The sequence below is a fragment of the Paenibacillus camerounensis genome (assembly GCF_000723885.1).
GTDB lineage: Bacteria > Bacillota > Bacilli > Paenibacillales > Paenibacillaceae > Paenibacillus_AQ > Paenibacillus_AQ camerounensis.
Map to the genome: position 1 here is coordinate 40,777 of NZ_CCDG010000022.1, position 18,063 is coordinate 58,839.

Below are 18,063 nucleotides of genomic sequence, written 5' to 3' on the forward strand. Positions count from 1 at the left end.
ATTGTTCTATAGAATAAATTGTTATTTTTGGAGGCACTAAAAATGACAGCGAAAACCAGAGTGTTCATGTTGTTCCTGATAGATCTTGTGATAATATGGTTCAGCATTGTGACATCTTATCTGTTCCGTTTCTATAGCGATATACCGCAGGAATACGTTGTGCAGATGATATTCTATGGCTTAATCTGCACCCTGTCCTTTGGCGGCAGTCTGATATACTTCGGACTGTACCGCAGACTATGGCAATATGCCAGTATCGGCGAGATTGTATCGGTCATGAAAGCTATTGTAGTAGGGGCCGTCATCTCATACGCAGTAGCTTTTGTTATGCTTCCGTCACGGGTTCCATTCAGTATAGAGATGCGTTCTGTAGAGACAATTCTATTATTGGTGGGCGGCGTACGTCTGTTCTGGAGAGTCTTCCGCAGAGGGAGATTCACTAATGCGGATACTGAAGTTCATACCTTGATCGTCGGAGCTGGGGATTGCGGAATATTGATTGCCAGAGAGCTAATGGGTGTATCCTTTGCGAACACCCGTCTCATAGGCTTCGTTGACGATAGCAACGACAAGCTTCATCTGAAGATTCTCGGAGTTCCGGTTCTGGGTAACCGTTATGATATTCCAAGAATCGTGAAGGAACGCGAGATTCACGAGATTATTATTGCAATGCCTTCTGTATCACGGAGTGAGATCTCCGAGATTGTTAATTTGTCCAAGGCAACCGGGGTGAAGCTCAAGATCATTCCTGCACTTAGTGACTTGATTACCGGAAAGGTGTCCGTGAAGAAGCTGCGGGATGTCAGTGTCGAGGATTTACTTGGCCGTGAACCGATCGTTGAAGATATGAACAGTATCCTTGGATATGTACACAATAAGACGGTCCTGGTTACCGGAGCAGGCGGATCAATTGGTTCTGAATTGTGCCGGCAGATTTCACCCTACTCACCAGATAAGCTGCTGATTCTCGGGCATGGAGAGAACAGTATCTACACAATTGAAATGGAGCTCCGCAAGAGCTTTCCTGAGTTGAATATTGTAACGGTTATTGCTGATGTACAGGATCGCACCCGGATAATGGAAGTCTTCGAAAGTCACAGACCGCACGTAGTCTTTCATGCGGCAGCGCATAAGCACGTGCCATTGATGGAGCGTAATCCCTCTGAGGCGATTAAGAACAATGTGTTCGGTACACGTAATGTAGCCGATTGTTCTGAGAAGTACGGGGCCGAACGGTTTGTAATGATTTCTTCTGATAAGGCTGTTAATCCTACCAGTGTTATGGGAGCGACGAAACGCATTGCAGAGATGTATGTACAAAGCCTGAATACAACAAGCAGCACGAAGTTCTCAGCTGTCCGCTTCGGTAATGTATTGGGCAGCCGGGGGAGCGTCATTCCTGCCTTCAAGCAGCAGATTGCTGCCGGCGGCCCTGTGACGGTCACTCATCCGGAGATGATTCGTTATTTCATGACAATTCCGGAAGCTGTGCAATTAGTCATTCAATCCGGAGCTTTCGCCAAAGGCGGCGAAGTGTTCGTGCTAGATATGGGAGAGCCTGTCAAGATCCTTACCCTTGCAGAAGATCTGATTACCTTGTCTGGCTATGAGCCTTACAAGGATATCAACATAGTCTTCTCAGGTATTCGCGAAGGCGAGAAGCTGTATGAAGAACTGCTGACCGCTGAAGAGAATCTGGGCTCGACCCAGCATGACCGTATCTTTATAGGTAAACCCAATGTAATCAGTCAGAATCAGATGGAACTGGAATTCAAGAGATTGGAACGCGTCTTGTCTGAAGAGCCAGAAGCGATCCGTGAAGTGATTAATCAGATTGTGCCAATGCAGCCGGTAGCCCAGGTGGCAATTAGCTAACTATTGTATGTGGAGGTACTTGAAGTGAAGAGATGGAAGAAAGTATTGATTTGGACGTTGTCCGTAATTGTGGTGCTGGGAGTTGGCGGACTGTTCGCCGCGAACTATGCGGTAGACAAGCTGATGAATTCTATGGCTGGCGGGTTCGAGATAGAAGATACTGCTGACAATGTAGCACAGGGCGAGGTTGTTGAGCCCGTGGTAGTAACCGGGGATGCAGAGACAGAACCAACAGCAACTGCATCAGTCACTCCAAATACTACTGCTCCTGATGAAAGTGTAGATGAACCTGCTACTGGAGATAATGCTGTAAATGACTCGACCAAACCAACAAGTACTCCTGCTGCAGCACAACCCACTGCTTCTGCAGACGGCTACACCGCTCAAGTATCAACAGATAAAGCGAAAGAAATTCAAGATAGCGTGACTGTTAAGGACAAGGCTGATGTGGCTTCAATTGTACTTAGTCAATTAAGCGTATCCGATATTAAGCGTCTCCAGGAACTTGCCAAGGGCGGGTTATCGATTGAAGAGAAGCGTGAAGCACGCAGCATTATTCTTGGAAAAGTATCTGAGGATCAGTATAACGAGTTATCTCAAGTCGCCAAGAAATATGGTGTAAGCCAAGGCAAAACTCAAAAACAAATTATTGCGGAAGAAGAGCAACTTAAAGCCCAACAAGAAGGAAGTGAGTAATATGTCAAAAGTAAAACTACCGGCAGCAGCGTTGTTATTAATATTACTTACTGGTGCGGCCCCTTTAACGGCTTCAGCCCCATTATCAGCTTTAGCAGCTCCATTATCAGCTTCGGCAACAGTAGTTTCAGATGCTATTAAAGTGCAGAGTATGAATGTGAAGATGATCTTTGATGGAGTCAGCATGCAGCCTCCAACGGGTCAATATGTCTTCATTCACAACAATACAACCTATGTGCCGATTAGATTTGTCTCTTATGCCTTACAGAAGAGTGTCAGCTGGGACGCCAAAAATCTGAAAGTCACTGTTGCTGAACCAAGCAGTTCCGAACTTGTTGTTATTAAAGAATATCTTATGAATGCTGGTAACATGAATACTTCTACAACAGCAGCAAAGAGTATTACTCTGAATAAGACGAAAGCAAGCTATGTCTTTAACGGAGCCGCCAAAGCTGTACCTTCAGGACAAGCTAGTTATATGTTGAACGGTTCTTTGTACGTTCCACTTCGTTTTCTCTCTGAGTCTGTAGGTAACAAGATTTCATGGGATCAGAAGACCAAGACCATTACTGCTACATCTGCAGGTTATCAGGAGCAGAATAGCGGCTCAACTAACAATAGTTCTTCAGGAGGAGGAGTTACTCCTTCTGCAACAGCTACGCCAGCACCGACGAGTGGAGCAGCTGGGGGTGGCTCTGCTGGAACAGGTACAGTCACCTATGAACAAATTACAAGTGCGACAGAAGCTAAGCTCACTGCTTTACGTAATCAGAGCAGTTCAGCTTTGATGAGTCTTGCCCTTCAATATGTTCAGGCAACAGATCAAGCCACCAAAGCCAGCCTTCTGGCCCAGGGTAAACAACAGCTGTCCTCGTCTACGGGTGCATTTAATAGCATAGTTGCTGATGCAGAGAAGCAACTGACTGCCAGTGGTTATAGTACAGATATTATTAATCAGTATAGAGCAACCTTTGAGGCCGAATTACAACAAGGTATGGCACTGGCTGAGGGTATGGCGGACTAACAAGGTCGCTATTCAGTTTGTACTGCATAGCCTCACTCTCTATTTCTACTAACGAGAATGAGGCTATGCATAAATCGAAATACTAGTACTAAAAGGATCAGGTGAAATTATGAAGCCTTATACTATCGTAAAACCAATCATTGATTTTCTATTGGCTCTAATTGGAATTTTCCTGTTATGGCCTTTTTTCTTGATTATTTCTATTTTTATTAAACTGGGTTCAAAAGGCCCCGTCTTATTTAAGCAAAAAAGAATAGGTAAAAATAAGAAAGAGTTTTATATCCTTAAATTTAGAACCATGCGCACGGATACACCGGCAGAAATGCCTACACATATGTTGCAAGATCCCGATTTCTTTATTACCAAAGTAGGTAAATTCCTGAGGAAGACCAGCCTAGATGAGCTTCCACAGATTATTAATATTCTTAAGGGTGAGATGAGCATTATCGGACCGCGTCCAGCTCTGTGGAATCAGTATGATTTGATTGCTGAACGCGATAAATATAGAGCTAATGATATAAAGCCAGGCCTGACCGGATGGGCGCAGGTTAATGGGAGAGACGAACTACCTATTGAGATAAAGTCCAGATTTGATGGCGAGTATACTGCGAAGTTTACTTTCATGTTGGATTTGAAGGTTTTCTTTATGACTGTTCTAAGTGTGCTGAAATCTGAGGGTGTGAGAGAAGGTGCTAAAGACCAGGAAGTAGCATCTACCACCAAAGGAGCAGCTTTGTAGAATGAAAAAGAAAAAAGTTCTTATTACTGGAAAAGGAAGTTATGTTGGAACGAGTTTTATGAAATGGCTTGAGCAGTGGCCAAATCAGTATGAAGTGAAAGAGTTATCTGTTAGAGGGTCATTGTGGAGAGAACATGATTTTTCAGAGTATGATGTTGTTCTACATGTAGCTGGAATTGCGCATGTCTCAACGAATCCTAAAATGGAAGAAGATTATTACAAAGTAAATCGAGATCTAACAATTGATGTTGCTAAGAAAGCAAAAAAAGAAAATGTTCAACAATTTATATTTCTGAGCAGCATAATTGTTTATGGTGATGGTGGTAAAGATAAGGTTATAAATAAAAGCACTTTACCACATCCCAGTAACTTTTATGGAAAAAGCAAATTACAAGCTGAGGAAGGAATAAAGGCCTTAGAAAGCGAGACTTTTAAAATTGTTGTGTTGAGACCCCCAATGATTTATGGTCAACACTCAAAAGGAAATTATATTAAATTATCTCTACTAGCTAAGAAGCTCCCAGTTTTTCCTGACTACAATAATAAACGTAGCATTCTTTATATAGAGAGTCTATGTGAGTTTATAAAACTTACAATGGACAATTCGGAAAGTGGACTTTTTTTTCCTCAAAATATTGAATATGCTAGAACAAGTGAGATGGTGCAATTTATTGCCGAAGCACATTCCAAGCAGATAAAGTTGATAAAGATTTTTAACCCTCTTTTGAAATTTTTGATTACCAAAGTAGGGATAGTAAATAAGGTATTTGGAAATCTGTACTATGAACAAAATATTAGTGAGTATAAAACTAATTATAGAATACTCAATTTAAGGGAATCTATTACAGTGACTGAAACTGGAGAGAGAAAGAAATGAATGTAGTGATTGTAAATTGTTTTGATACTTATGAAGAAAGAATCGATCTTCTCCATGAGTACTTTGTTAGCAAAGGTCACTCGGTTACAATAATTCAATCTAACTTTAGGCATTTTAAAAAAGAATTTCGTACAGAGCAGAAAAAAGATTTTTTATTTATTCCAACTAAGCCATATTATAAGAATATGTCTTATGCCAGAATGAAGTCTCATTATGAATTTGCGAAAAAGGCATTCAAACAGATTGAAATGATAAATCCAGACTTGTTGTATGCTGTTATCCCGCCAAATTCCATAGCAAAATTTGCTGCGAAATATAAGAAGAATAATCCTCGAATTAAATTAATATTTGATTTAATTGATCTTTGGCCTGAAACAATGCCGATAGGATCTATAAAAAATTTACCACCCTTTACTTCGTGGAAATCTATGAGAGACAATAGCTTGAAATATGCTGATTTTGTAATATCAGAGTGTGACTTATACAGAACTATTCTAAAAGATAAATTAATAGATTCAAAAGTGAAAACTTTATATTTGGCGAAAAAAGAATTATCTAGCGAAACAGATCCAATCTTGTCGGAAGATAAATTTCATTTATGTTATTTAGGTTCGATTAACAACATTATAGATATACTGAAAATTAAAAGAATATCTAATTGTTTTAATAAAGTTAGACCTACTACACTTCATATTATTGGTGATGGAGAAAATAGGGATGATCTTATTAAAGAACTTACAAAGGCTGGAGTAAGTGTTGAATATTATGGGAAGGTTTATGATAACTATAAAAAACAAAATATATTTGATATTTGCCACTTTGGACTGAATATTATGAAAGATTCCGTCTGCGTGGGGTTAACAATGAAATCAATAGATTATTTTCAAGCTGGAATTCCAATAATTAATAATATTAAATCAGATACATCGAAAATTGTAGAAACTTATAAAGTTGGAATCAATTATAATGATGAAGACTTTCGTAGTATTGTGAAAAAAATAGATACTGTTAATAAGAGTGAATATTATTCCATGCGAAGAAATGCAAAAAAGGTCTATAATGAATTGTTTTCACATAAATCATTCATAAGTAAAATGGACAATATTATGGAGGAGTTATTACAATCGTGAAGAATAGTTATGGATTAGGAGAAATACTCTCTAATATAATATCTCTTGTTTATACAAAAGTCTTTTATAAAGGTGCGCGATTTATAAGGAGACCAATATATGTTAGAGGAAAAAGGTATTTAACTTACGGAAAAGGGTTTTCTACTGGCTATGGGTGCAGATTAGAAATGTTTGATACAGGCAAAGGGAGTTTGGAAAAAATATTAATAGGGGAAAATTGTAAAATTGGCGATTATGTTCACATAGCAGCCGGAGAAAAAGTGACAATAGGTAGTAATTGTCTATTGGCCTCCAAAATATTTATTACCGATATTAGTCATGGGAATTACACAGATTTTGATATGAATTCAACCCCTGATATTGCTCCTGATCAAAGACCGCTACAAACATCAAAAGTTAGCATTGGGAAAAATGTCTGGATAGGAGAAAATGTAACTATATTGCCAGGAGTAAACATTGGAGATGGAGTTGTGATCGGAGCTAACGCAGTAGTTAACAAGAATATACCAGCAAACTCAATTGCGGTAGGATGCCCTGCTAAAGTTGTGAAAATTTTTAATAAAGATGAGAATAAATGGATGAAACTTTAAAAGTATTTTAACTGACTTAAAAAGATTTATGGAGGTAATAGGTTAGTGGTGAAAATAAGTATAATTGTCCCTGTATATAAGGTTGAAAAATATTTAGATCGGTGTATCAATTCAATACTTAATCAAACTTATAAGAATTTTGAATTAATTCTAGTAAATGATGGTTCTCCTGATAACTGTGGAATTCTTTGCGATAAGTTTGCATTAAAAGACAATAGGATAAAAGTAATACATAAAAAAAACGGTGGATTAAGTTCTGCTCGAAATGCAGGATTAGATATTGCTATTGGTCAATATGTCGGGTTTGTAGACAGCGATGATTGGATCACTAGTGATATGTATGAGTATTTGCTTGATTTAATTGAAAAATATGATTGTGATATTTCTTCTGTCTCTTATATGTTAACAAAAGGAAATGAAGCATTTAGACAGGCACCTATTAATATTAACTGTTATGAAGGTGTTGATAGCTTGCGTAATTACTTATATGAGGGAATGTCAAAAAGGGTAGCTGATTATCCCGTATGGAATAAATTGTATAATCGGCAATTGTTCAACAATATTAGATTTCCAATAGGGCAACTATATGAGGATGGTGCCACTAATTTTCTGCTACTTGAAAAAGCAAAGAAATATGTGAAAAGCAATAAAGTTTCTTACTATTATTACCAGGATGGTGCTGGTATTACACGGCGCGGCTTTAAGCAACAAGACCTTGAAATACTAGAAGTCTCAAATCAAATGCTTGAATTGGCACTGAAATATAAAGATGACGAAATAAATAAACTAACAGAAATGAAACTAGCTCGTTCTTACTTTTCATTATTATCTAAAATATCTTTCTTTGGTATTGGGGAAGAAATTGAAAATAAGAAAGAATTGGTTGATAGACTTAACTCTCAATTAAGAAAAAAATATTTCTTGTTACTAAAATCACCTATGCCGATTAATCGGAAGATTATTATGACTTTAATTTGTATTAATATTAATCTTGTTAAGATGCCTGTTTCAATATATAGAGCTTTAAAAAGATGATTTTATATTTATGTAGTTGGGAGATCGATTAATAACAAAGGTTTTATAAGGAGTAACTATCTAATGGGTATCTATTTTATTAATTTAGGCTTTATAATTTTGCTAGGCATACTTTTTCAAACAAAAGGAAATAACAAAGCTAAAGAGAAATTATATATAACAATAGCCTATACTTCTATTTTTATAGTAGCTGCTTTTAGAGATATAACTGTTGGAACTGATACTAAACAATATCAAATTATTTATTCTACCCTTGCTCATATTAACTATTCTGATATTTTCGATATTTACAGATCTGAATATGGCTATATTTTACTTAACAAAGTACTATCTTTTTTCACTTTGGAACCTCAGGCAATTACAATAGTAACAAGTGGATTAATAGTCCTTCTTATGGCTATTTTTGTATATAATAACTCACAAAACGTATACGTTTCTACCTTTTTATTTTTAACAACATTCTATTTTTGTATATCAATGAATGCTTCAAGGCAGTTTATTTCTGTCGTTCTAATATGTAACTCATTTTATTTCTTGAAAAGGCAAAAAACTAAATTATTTATTTTTATGATTCTTCTGGCATCTTTATTTCATTTATCTTCCATAGTATTTCTAGTGGTGATAATTTTGAAATTTATAAAACCAAACGCGAAAAATTTTATTATTATATGTACCTTTTCTTTGGTTGTTACGCTAATACTAATGTTTTCAAATGATGCTATATTAAATATATTCTCTTATTATGATGTGTACCAAAACACTAGGTTTTTTACAGGGAATTCAGTTAGAGGCACATATTTGATTTGGGTGGCACAGTTAGCTTTGGCATTTATATCTATATTTATCCTGAATAAAAATCAAAAAAAATATAATGATGTTACAAAGTTTGAAATGTTTTATTTATCAATTTTTATGGTTTTTTCAGTCTCTATGGGTTTGATTGGAACTAAACTCTTTATTTTGAGTAGAATGACATATTATTTTGGTGTATTTATGATTATATTTATACCAAATATATTAGCGAAAATAAATAAGGTAGGTATGCTTGTATATATTCCCTTGTACTTAGTTTTGACATTATACTATTTTTATATGTTAAAAAGTGGATCGGAGGGAGTAGTGCCATATAATTTTTCAAAATAAATATAAATTAGTATATAAAGTCTCAAATTATTTAGAAGGGGTGTAAGATTGTGATCAGTATTATAGTACCTGTATATAATGCAGAGAACTACATAGATAGATGTATCAAAAGTATACAAAATCAAACGTATTCTGATTTTGAACTGATATTAGTTGATGATGGATCTAATGATAACTCTTTTGAAATTTGTAGAAAATATTCAAAAACAGATCAAAGAATTAAATTGATTCGTACAGAAAACTTTGGGGTTTCTTCTGCTAGAAACGAGGGATTAAGAATTGCAAAAGGGGAATATGTCGGTTTTGTTGATAGTGATGATTGGATTGAAGCTGATATGTATGAAATATTAATTAGAAATATAATTGAATTTAATGCTGATATAAGTTGTTGTAACTATTATATGAATAGTGATAGCTCTGAGAACACAATAGAAAACCAAGAAAAGTATATTGAATTATTTAATAACGTTGAAAATTGTATGAATTCTTTTCTCGAAAGGAAAATTTTCGGTAATTCCGTATGTAATAAATTGTTTAGTACAAAAGTTATTAATCACGACTTTAATGAAAGTTTAGCAATAGGTGAAGATGCTATCTTTCTTTTTGAATCTTGTTTGAATTCGAAGAAAATAATAAGTTGTAACGAAGCAAAGTATCATTATTACGTACGAATAGGTTCTGCTACTAAAACCTCTTTTAGTGAAAAAGTTTTTGAAATTTTGACTTTTTCAGATGAAATCGTAAAGAAAGTAAGTAACTATTGTCCAGAGAATATTAATAAGGCTCATGCTTATGCATTTTTTTCATATTATAGTGTTTTAAATGTGATTGTATACCATAAAATGGAGTATAAATACTCCCAACAGTATCGAAAAGTAGTGTCGTATCTTAAATCTACAACAAGAAAACTTATATCAGAGACGAGTATATCTAAAATCAAATTATTATCCTTCTATCTATTTTTATTTAATAAAAAAATTTATAGGATATTAATTATTAATTTTTATAAAAATAAAACTGTTGATTTTATGAATTAAAGAATAAGAGTGATAAGGCTAGATGGGAGAAGGCATTTATGAAAATTTTACTTGAGATATATTTGGCTGAAAATTTAGGAGATGATCTTTTCCTGAAAATGATACTTGAAAGATATCCTAAAGTTACTTGGTATATTTTTTGTCAAAAAAAGGCCTATGACACAAATTTTTTAAAAAAATATAAAAATGTACGATTATTGCGGTTGCCACACTTTTTATATATGTTTTTATATCGGACTAGTTTACTTGAAAAATATCAGTATCACTTTATCTTGAAAAAGCTTAATTTAGACGCTGTGATTAATATTGGCGGTTCGATTTTCATGGAGATAAAAGGTTGGGAAAAACTATATAACAGAAGACGTTTTATATGGAGGAAATTTAAGTCCAAAGACAAAAAAAGTTTTGTGATAGGTTCTAATTTTGGTCCCTACAATGGAAAGGAATTTGTTCAGAAATATAGTGAATTATTTAGTTATGTAGATGATGTCTGTTTCAGAGATTTATACTCATATTCTCTATTTAATAAGTTAGATAACGTTAGAATGGAACCTGACATGATTTTGGCTTTAGAGAAAATCAATATAGAGAAAAAAAGAGGGACAATAGGAATATCGGTCATAAACTTAAAAAATAGAATGCATTTATTCGAGCATAGTAACAATTATATTGATAAAATGGTGGAAATAGTTGAATTTTATGAAAAAAAAGAGTATCAAGTAACGCTAATTTCGTTTTGTAAAGAAGAAGGGGATGAAGAGGCAATAAATGAAATCATTAAAAAAAGTAATAGCAATAAAATAGGGAAACTATTTTATGATGCTACAGAAATCGAAAATTTTTTAAATCAATTTGCTTCTTTTGAAAAAATTATTGCCTGTAGATTCCATTCGGCAATTTTATCTTACGTATTTCAAAATAAATTTTATCCTTTGATTTATAGTAAAAAAACATCCGATACTCTCATGGATTATAAACTAGCGAATATTATGACGAAAATAGAAGATATCCAAATGTTAAATTTAGAGCAGCTAGAAATCGATTTTGATCGTAAAAGTACTTTGAACACTACCATCTCGGAAAATGCTGAAAACCATTTTTTAAAAATTGATGCATATATTAATGAACAGATAAAAGGTGAGCAGTTTGAATAAATATAGAAAATTAATAAATAATTCTGCAATATTCGCATTGGGGAATTTAGGGAGCAAACTTATACTGATTTTTTTAGTGCCTTTGTATACATATTATTTAACTGCTTCAGAATACGGCAGAGTAGATATTGTTACTACAACAATCAGTATGTTACTTCCTATAATTTCACTAAGTATTTATGAAGCAGTGCTTAGATACGTAATGGATAATGAATATGATAATGAAAGTGTATTTACAAATTCGTTAGTAGTTACATTTATTGGTATTTTATTTGGGGTACTGATTTATCCTTTTCTTAGATATTTAAATATTTTAACTGAGTTACTGCCGTATATGTACATAATTTTATTTCTACAAGCAATTCAAATGTTACTGACTCAATTTATTAGAGCTATTGGAAAAATAATGATTTATTCAATAAATGGCATTATGATGACAGTAATCACAGCTGTTTTAAATATATATTTTTTAGTGCAATTAAAAATGGGGATACCAGGATATTTTATTTCAATCATAGTAGCTAATATCATTTCCATACTTTATCTGCTTATTCGTACAAATATTGCGAAATATATTGATTTAACAAAAATCAATAAACAATTAGTAGTAAAGATGCTTACCTACAGTATTCCACTGATTCCCAATGCTTTTATTTGGTGGACAATGAATGCATCTAATAGATATTTTATCTTATTTTATATTGGAGCTAGTGCCAATGGATTATTTGCAGTGGCTAATAAAATACCCACACTATTATCTTTATTGAATACCGTATTCTTTCAAGCTTGGCAGTTGTCTGCCATTGAAGAATATGGAGATACAGAAAAATCGAAGTTTTATTCAAATACATTTAATTACTTATCCATGACATTATTTATTGGAACATCAATCATTCTGGTCTTTTTAAAGTTTATAGTATCAATGCTTGTTTCAAATGAGTTTTATACTGTGTGGGAATATGTTCCTTTTCTCTTAGCTGGCATCATTTTTTCCAGCTTTTCTGGTTTTTTGGGAACTAATTATATTGCAGCCAAGGAAACTAAAGGTGTATTTAAAACATCTGTTCTTGGTGGAGGAGTAAACATAATATTAAATATTATTCTTATTCCGATACTTGGGATAAATGGGGCAGGTCTTTCTACATTAATAAGTTTTTTAATCATTTGGTTAATTAGAGTCTATGATACAAGAAAATATATAAAGGTAGATATAAATAAAAAAAGCTTAATTATTAATTGTTTGCTCATTTCTTTTCAAACTTCTATATTATATATTACTCTAATCCCTATTTATGAGTTTATTGTAGAATTTATACTGATGATTTTTGTGTTAATTGTAAATAAAAATTTACTGAAAATTACTGGTCAATTATTGTTTTCTAAAATGAAAGTTAAACTAAATAAACGTTAAAAAAATTGATTGTGAATATGTGGAATATGGGAGGGACATATAAATGAAAGGCATAATCCTAGCAGGCGGCAGCGGAACCCGCCTCTACCCACTAACAATGGTAACGAGTAAACAGCTATTACCCATATACGACAAACCAATGATTTATTACCCACTTTCCACTTTAATGCTTGCTGGAATCAGAGAGATTTTAATTATTTCTACTCCCGAAGACACGCCGAGATTTGAGAGTCTCTTGGGTGATGGGTCACAGTTCGGAATTTCCCTCCAATATGTAATTCAACCAAGCCCTGATGGTTTAGCTCAGGCTTTTATTTTAGGAGAATCCTTTATCGGAAATGACTCTGTTGCCATGATTCTCGGTGATAATATTTACTACGGTAACGGAATCCGGAAAATGCTGAAGCGGGCTTCTGAGAAGGAACAGGGTGCCACAGTATTTGGGTACCATGTACAAGATCCAGAGCGTTTTGGTGTAGTTGAATTTAATGAAGAGGGTAAAGTATTAAGTGTTGAAGAAAAGCCAAATGAACCTAAATCTAATTATGCTATCACCGGACTCTATTTCTATGACAACCGTGTCGTTGAAATTGCGAAGAATGTTAAGCCTTCCGTAAGAGGGGAGCTTGAGATTACCTCCATTAATGAAGCTTATCTTAACCTTGGCGAGTTAGATGTGGAATTGTTAGGCCGTGGATTTACTTGGCTTGATACAGGGACTCATCAGAGTCTTGTTGATGCGACTAATTTCGTTAGAACTATTGAGGATCATCAAGGCATCAAAATTGCAGCACTTGAAGAGATTGCCTATATCAACGGCTGGATTACTAACGAGCATTTGTTAGAGTGCGGACAGAAGCTCAGCAAAACGGGTTACGGTCAATACTTAATTAAAGTAGCTACTGGTAAAATTAAATACTAGGTACTGAGGTGTGAAGAGATGAAATTGACAGAAACATCGCTACCCGGAGTGTATATTGCTGAACCCGCTGTATTCGGGGATCATCGCGGATGGTTCATGGAGACATTCAGTGATGCCAAATTCAAAGAGCAGGGGATTGACATTACTTTTGTACAGGATAACCAATCCTACTCAGCTTCAAAAGGCACTCTTAGAGGACTACATTATCAATTAAATCCTAAAGCACAAACTAAGCTCGTACGTTGTACACGTGGAGTTATTTACGATGTAGCAGTGGATATTAGAAAAGGTAGTCCTACTTATAGTAAGTGGTTCGGAATAGAACTGAGCGCAGAAAATAAGAAGCAACTGTTTATTCCCAAAGGATTCGCACATGGATTTATGACCCTGACAGAGGATGTTGAAGTTCAATACAAATGTGATGAGCTTTATGCCCCAGATTGCGATGGCGGTATTCTCTGGAACGACCCTGCGATTGGTATAGAATGGCCTATCGATGTGACACCAATTCTTTCTGGTAAAGATGAGAAGGCGCCTTTACTTAAGGATGCTCAACTGAACTTTGTATATTAAGCTTGTGTGAAACAAATAGATAATTCTGAGGTGTATGAAATGAGCAAGAAGAAACTATTGATTACAGGCGGAGCTGGCTTTATTGGCGGTAATTTCGTACAGTACGTGGTTAATAAATATGCTGATTACGATATTACAAACCTGGATTTACTTACATATGCCGGTGAAGTAACAAAGCATGTTGAGATTAAAGATAAATCAAATTATCATTTTGTGCAGGCTGATATTGCAGATCGCGAAACTATTATGTCTCTGTTTGAACAAGAGAAGTTTGATTATGTGGTGCATTTTGCAGCAGAGAGCCATGTAGACCGTTCCATTACAGATCCTGCTGTATTTGTTCGTACGAATGTAATGGGAACTCAAGTATTGCTTGATGCTGCCAGAAAGATTGGAATCTCTAAGTTTGTTCATGTCTCTACTGATGAGGTTTATGGCGAATTAGATTTCGATCCAACTGTATTCTTTACCGAAGAAACCCCGTTACAGCCTAATAGCCCATATAGTGCAAGTAAAGCTTCTTCTGACCTGCTCGTACGTGCATACCATGAGACGTTTGGCTTACCGATGAATATTACACGCTGCTCTAACAATTATGGACCTTATCATTTTCCCGAAAAGCTGATTCCGCTGACCATCTCTAAGATAATGAATGATCAGAAGGTTCCAGTGTATGGAGACGGCAAAAATATCCGTGATTGGCTGCATGTATGGGATCACTGTGCTGCAATTGATCTGGTACTCCATGAAGGGGTCAGTGGTGAAGTCTATAACGTCGGCGGTCATAATGAGCGTACTAATCTTGAAGTAGTTAAAACGATTATTGAGACTTTGGAGAAGTCGGAAGACCTAATTGAGTTTGTTACAGACCGTCTGGGTCATGATAAGCGTTATGCTATTGATCCGACTAAGCTTGAGAAGCTAGGATGGAAACCGACTTATACTTTCGAGACAGGTATAGCTCAGACTATACAATGGTACATAGATAACACTGCATGGTGGGAGCTTATTCTAAGCGGCGACTACCGGAAGTAGCCTATGAGTATAAGAATTGTAAATGTAAAGCCAGGCAAACATGGAATGAGATTACTCTTTTTATGTTTGCCTGTTTTACTAATCCTTATCGTCATGTCTTTTACTGGCCGTTTTCTAGATTTATCGCAGTCGCCAGAACAATCTGACGTCATTATTGTTTTAAGCGGCGGCGGGGGACGTGTGGAACAGGGAGAAGCACTATATTCTCAGAAGTTTGCCCCCTACTTCATGTTAAGTAATGCAAATGAGCATGCCAGTCTTGCTGGTGACATGCTGCAAACGGCACTATCCTTAGGCATCCCACAAAACGCTATTCTCACTGAAAATGAAGCCCTCAGCACCTACCAGAACGCTGAACTAACGCTCCCCATTATGCAGCAGCATGGCTTCACTTCTGCCATAGTCGTATCTTCGGACTTTCACATGCGGAGAGTAAAGTTTATCTTTGATCATGTATATAAGAATTCCGGTATTAAGCTAACTTACGTAGGTGCGGATTCCGGCTACAATGCAAAGTGGTGGTGGCGTGACCGCTACAGCAGGGAAACGACCTTGAACGAGTACGTTAAAATGATCGGCAATGTTTTTGGTTATAACGGCCCGGAGGCAAAAGAAACCTGGCAGGAGATTAAGCGCTGGTTTCACTAGCTCTGACAAAAAAACATAAAACATTTCACATTCCCATGGACAAGTTCTGACAAACAAATCAGTTATCCCGGTCTATAATTAGATTCAAATCTGATTATTATCCGGGAGCGAAGTCCTATGCCAAATTATTATTTCAAGGAAATCTGGACACCGCTGAAATGGGTGCAGATCCGGTTTTTCCGGGATGATGATGACCGGGTCTGGATTAAGTTCGGATCAAGGAGACGGCAGCTGCTGAGTCGGCAGGAAGCAGAAACGAAAACGGAGGCCTAAGGGCCTCCGTTTTCGTTTCTGTGCATTAGTGTTTAAACCCGAAACCGCCCCAACGCCCCCCGCAGCTCCTCCGAAGTCTTCACCAGACCCGCCGCAGAGCGGCTGATCTCGTCGATCCCTTCGAGCTGGACCGCTGTAGCGGCTGCGACCTGGTGGGAGCTGGTGCTGGTGGTGCGGGCGATTTCGGTGATACTGGTGACGGAGGCGGTGATCTGCTGGATGCCGGCGGACATTTGCTCGGAGGCTGCGGCCATCTCTTCGATCTGGGAAGTGATCTGGCCGTTGGTCACGAGGATCTCCCGGAAGTTGTTCTCGGTGTCATTCGCGATCTGCAGACCGGACTGGACCTCATCGATCATCTGGGCCATAACTTGTACGGACTGCTGCATTCCGTTCTCCATCTGGTGAATCAGCTCGGCAATACGGGCTGAGGACTGTCCGGATTGTTCCGCCAGCTTCCGGACTTCCGTAGCTACGACGCCGAAGCCCCGGCCATGCTCACCTGCACGTGCTGCTTCTATAGAAGCGTTAAGGGCAAGGAGGTTCGTCTGGCCGGCAATCTGCTGAATGTCAGTCAGTATAGCCGAGATCTCTCTGGACTGCTCGTCCAGCAGGCGGATGACTCCGTCTGTCTCTTGCGCAGAGCGGCTGATCTGGTTCATCTGCTGGACGGTGCTGTGCACGTAGCCGGCGCCGGCTTCGGCCTGCAGCTTGGAATGATGGGCAGATTCGGAGATGTCGGTCGCGCTTTCGGCAATCTTTTGGATACCAATCGAGACTTCTTCCATGGCCAGCAGATTTTCGTTACTGCTCTGGGTCTGCAGCTCTGCTCCCTGCGCAACCTCACCAATGGCCAGGGCAATTTGCTTGGACTCTGCGGCTGTCTGCTGTGTAACCTCTTTGATCATGCCGGTTGCCGCAGCAACCCGGGCTGCGGTCTCAAGACCGTGAGCGATCAGGGTCTGAAGACTATTTTTCATCTGATTATAGCTGGTTACCAGGTCTCCGATTTCATCACGTACAGCATCCTGGATGGTTACGGTGAAATCACCGCCGCCCGCCCGCTGCAGCGCAGAGGAGATTCTTCTGATTCTGCCCGTCATGCGGCGGATGAACAGCACCATAACCAGTACAGACAGGACAATGGCAATGATCATCATCCACACAAAATGCTTCATAAAGGAAGCGATAATCACATCAATCAGCCCTTGGGGTGCACCCACGTAGAAGATCCCGATAATCTCCTTATTTTCGCTCAGAATCGGCATGTATGCGGTCTGGTAGCTCTGGCCTACCACATTCGCTTCCCCGTAGAACGCTTCCCCTTTAATCAGCACGGCTTCATGAACTTCTTCCGAGACGAGTGTTCCGACGGCTCTTTGCTCATCGATCTTTACGTTGGTTGTGACCCGCTGGTTTGCTTGAAAAATAGTAACCGTATCCCCGGTCATCCCGCCGATCTCATCGACAAGCCCGTAATTCCCGTTAATCTGCAGGTTCCCCTTATAGAGCTGTCCGTCCTTGATCTGCCAAGGCCCGGGGTATTTATATTCTATGAACCCTTCAGCCAGCTTCAGATCGCTTCGCGCCTTCTCCTTGGCAAAGGTGGTTATTCCGCTCTTCATCTCACTAATGACAACAACCATCACAGCAGCCGAAAAGACCAGCAGCACCCCTATCATAATCATGCTAATCTTGGTTCCGATACTTCTAAGTTTCATCCCTTTCCCACTTTCCCCAGTCCTTATCCGGTATGTAAGTTAAGCCGAAGCTCTAGGTCTTTTATCGGCAGGAAACAGAAAAATATTTAAAAATAAAATAATATGATTAACCGATGAGATTCGACAAAATAATAGGCATATCCCGATTTATCCGTATAAATTTACATGTCTGTTAAGGGA

The 18,063-nt window shown here is 37.4% G+C and carries 18 protein-coding genes; 17 read left to right on the forward strand and 1 reads right to left on the reverse strand.

Going from position 1 to position 18,063, the window contains the following annotated elements; all coding sequences use genetic code 11:
* Nucleotides 1-42 precede the first annotated feature (42 nt).
* The 17 genes from BN3772_RS09300 to BN3772_RS30590 all read left to right on the forward strand — a co-directional run bounded on the left by BN3772_RS09300 (nt 43) and on the right by BN3772_RS30590 (nt 16,162).
* Nucleotides 43-1,875 carry a polysaccharide biosynthesis protein gene (locus tag BN3772_RS09300; protein ID WP_042199044.1) on the forward strand — a complete coding sequence of 611 codons (1,833 nt, stop codon included), beginning with the start codon at nt 43-45 and terminating at the stop codon, nt 1,873-1,875.
* A gap of 24 nt (nt 1,876-1,899) precedes the next feature.
* Entirely contained in the window at nt 1,900-2,571 is a 672-nt protein-coding gene (locus BN3772_RS09305; protein ID WP_052380437.1) for a hypothetical protein, read from the forward strand.
* Between the two features lies 1 nt (nt 2,572).
* Entirely contained in the window at nt 2,573-3,595 is a 1,023-nt protein-coding gene (locus BN3772_RS09310; RefSeq protein ID WP_042199045.1) for a copper amine oxidase N-terminal domain-containing protein, read from the forward strand.
* A gap of 109 nt (nt 3,596-3,704) precedes the next feature.
* A complete protein-coding gene (locus BN3772_RS09315; RefSeq protein ID WP_042199046.1) occupies nt 3,705-4,334 on the forward strand; it encodes a sugar transferase in 630 nt (209 codons plus the stop codon).
* A 1-nt stretch (nt 4,335) separates the two neighbouring features.
* Complete coding sequence (locus tag BN3772_RS09320) at nt 4,336-5,211, forward strand: NAD-dependent epimerase/dehydratase family protein (RefSeq protein WP_042199047.1); 876 nt, start codon at nt 4,336-4,338, stop codon at nt 5,209-5,211.
* Entirely contained in the window at nt 5,208-6,341 is a 1,134-nt protein-coding gene (locus BN3772_RS09325) for a glycosyltransferase family protein (RefSeq protein WP_042199048.1), read from the forward strand. Before BN3772_RS09320 ends, BN3772_RS09325 begins: the two co-directional genes overlap by 4 nt.
* Complete coding sequence (locus BN3772_RS09330; protein WP_052380438.1) at nt 6,338-6,931, forward strand: DapH/DapD/GlmU-related protein; 594 nt, start codon at nt 6,338-6,340, stop codon at nt 6,929-6,931. The genes BN3772_RS09325 and BN3772_RS09330 overlap by 4 nt, the downstream gene beginning before the upstream one ends.
* A 45-nt stretch (nt 6,932-6,976) precedes the next feature.
* Nucleotides 6,977-7,966 carry a glycosyltransferase family 2 protein gene (locus BN3772_RS09335; RefSeq protein WP_042199050.1) on the forward strand — a complete coding sequence of 330 codons (990 nt, stop codon included), beginning with the start codon at nt 6,977-6,979 and terminating at the stop codon, nt 7,964-7,966.
* 63 nt (nt 7,967-8,029) lie between these two features.
* Nucleotides 8,030-9,109, forward strand: coding sequence for an EpsG family protein (locus tag BN3772_RS09340; RefSeq protein WP_042199051.1), 1,080 nt, complete (start codon nt 8,030-8,032; stop codon nt 9,107-9,109).
* Nucleotides 9,110-9,159: 50 nt separating this feature from the next.
* Nucleotides 9,160-10,146, forward strand: coding sequence for a glycosyltransferase family 2 protein (locus BN3772_RS09345; RefSeq protein ID WP_042199052.1), 987 nt, complete (start codon nt 9,160-9,162; stop codon nt 10,144-10,146).
* 38 nt (nt 10,147-10,184) lie between these two features.
* Nucleotides 10,185-11,300, forward strand: a complete 1,116-nt coding sequence (locus BN3772_RS09350) for a polysaccharide pyruvyl transferase family protein (protein ID WP_042199053.1) — start codon at nt 10,185-10,187, stop codon at nt 11,298-11,300.
* Nucleotides 11,284-12,711, forward strand: coding sequence for a lipopolysaccharide biosynthesis protein (locus tag BN3772_RS09355; RefSeq protein ID WP_425280430.1), 1,428 nt, complete (start codon nt 11,284-11,286; stop codon nt 12,709-12,711). Before BN3772_RS09350 ends, BN3772_RS09355 begins: the two co-directional genes overlap by 17 nt.
* A gap of 43 nt (nt 12,712-12,754) precedes the next feature.
* Nucleotides 12,755-13,633 (forward strand): glucose-1-phosphate thymidylyltransferase RfbA, encoded by an 879-nt coding sequence (gene rfbA, locus BN3772_RS09360; RefSeq protein WP_042199055.1) that lies wholly within the window; start codon nt 12,755-12,757, stop codon nt 13,631-13,633.
* Nucleotides 13,634-13,651: 18 nt separating this feature from the next.
* Nucleotides 13,652-14,206, forward strand: a complete 555-nt coding sequence (rfbC, locus tag BN3772_RS09365) for a dTDP-4-dehydrorhamnose 3,5-epimerase (protein WP_042199056.1) — start codon at nt 13,652-13,654, stop codon at nt 14,204-14,206.
* A 39-nt stretch (nt 14,207-14,245) separates the two neighbouring features.
* Nucleotides 14,246-15,241, forward strand: a complete 996-nt coding sequence (gene rfbB / locus BN3772_RS09370; protein WP_042199057.1) for a dTDP-glucose 4,6-dehydratase — start codon at nt 14,246-14,248, stop codon at nt 15,239-15,241.
* Nucleotides 15,242-15,244: 3 nt separating this feature from the next.
* On the forward strand, nt 15,245-15,889 hold the full coding sequence (locus BN3772_RS09375) for a YdcF family protein (protein WP_052380439.1): 645 nt from the start codon (nt 15,245-15,247) through the stop codon (nt 15,887-15,889).
* A 117-nt stretch (nt 15,890-16,006) separates the two neighbouring features.
* Entirely contained in the window at nt 16,007-16,162 is a 156-nt protein-coding gene (locus BN3772_RS30590; protein ID WP_157643571.1) for a hypothetical protein, read from the forward strand.
* A 32-nt stretch (nt 16,163-16,194) separates the two neighbouring features.
* On the opposite strand, the gene BN3772_RS09380 is transcribed toward BN3772_RS30590, so the two are convergent.
* A complete protein-coding gene (locus BN3772_RS09380; protein ID WP_042199058.1) occupies nt 16,195-17,883 on the reverse strand; it encodes a methyl-accepting chemotaxis protein in 1,689 nt (562 codons plus the stop codon).
* Nucleotides 17,884-18,063 lie beyond the last annotated feature (180 nt).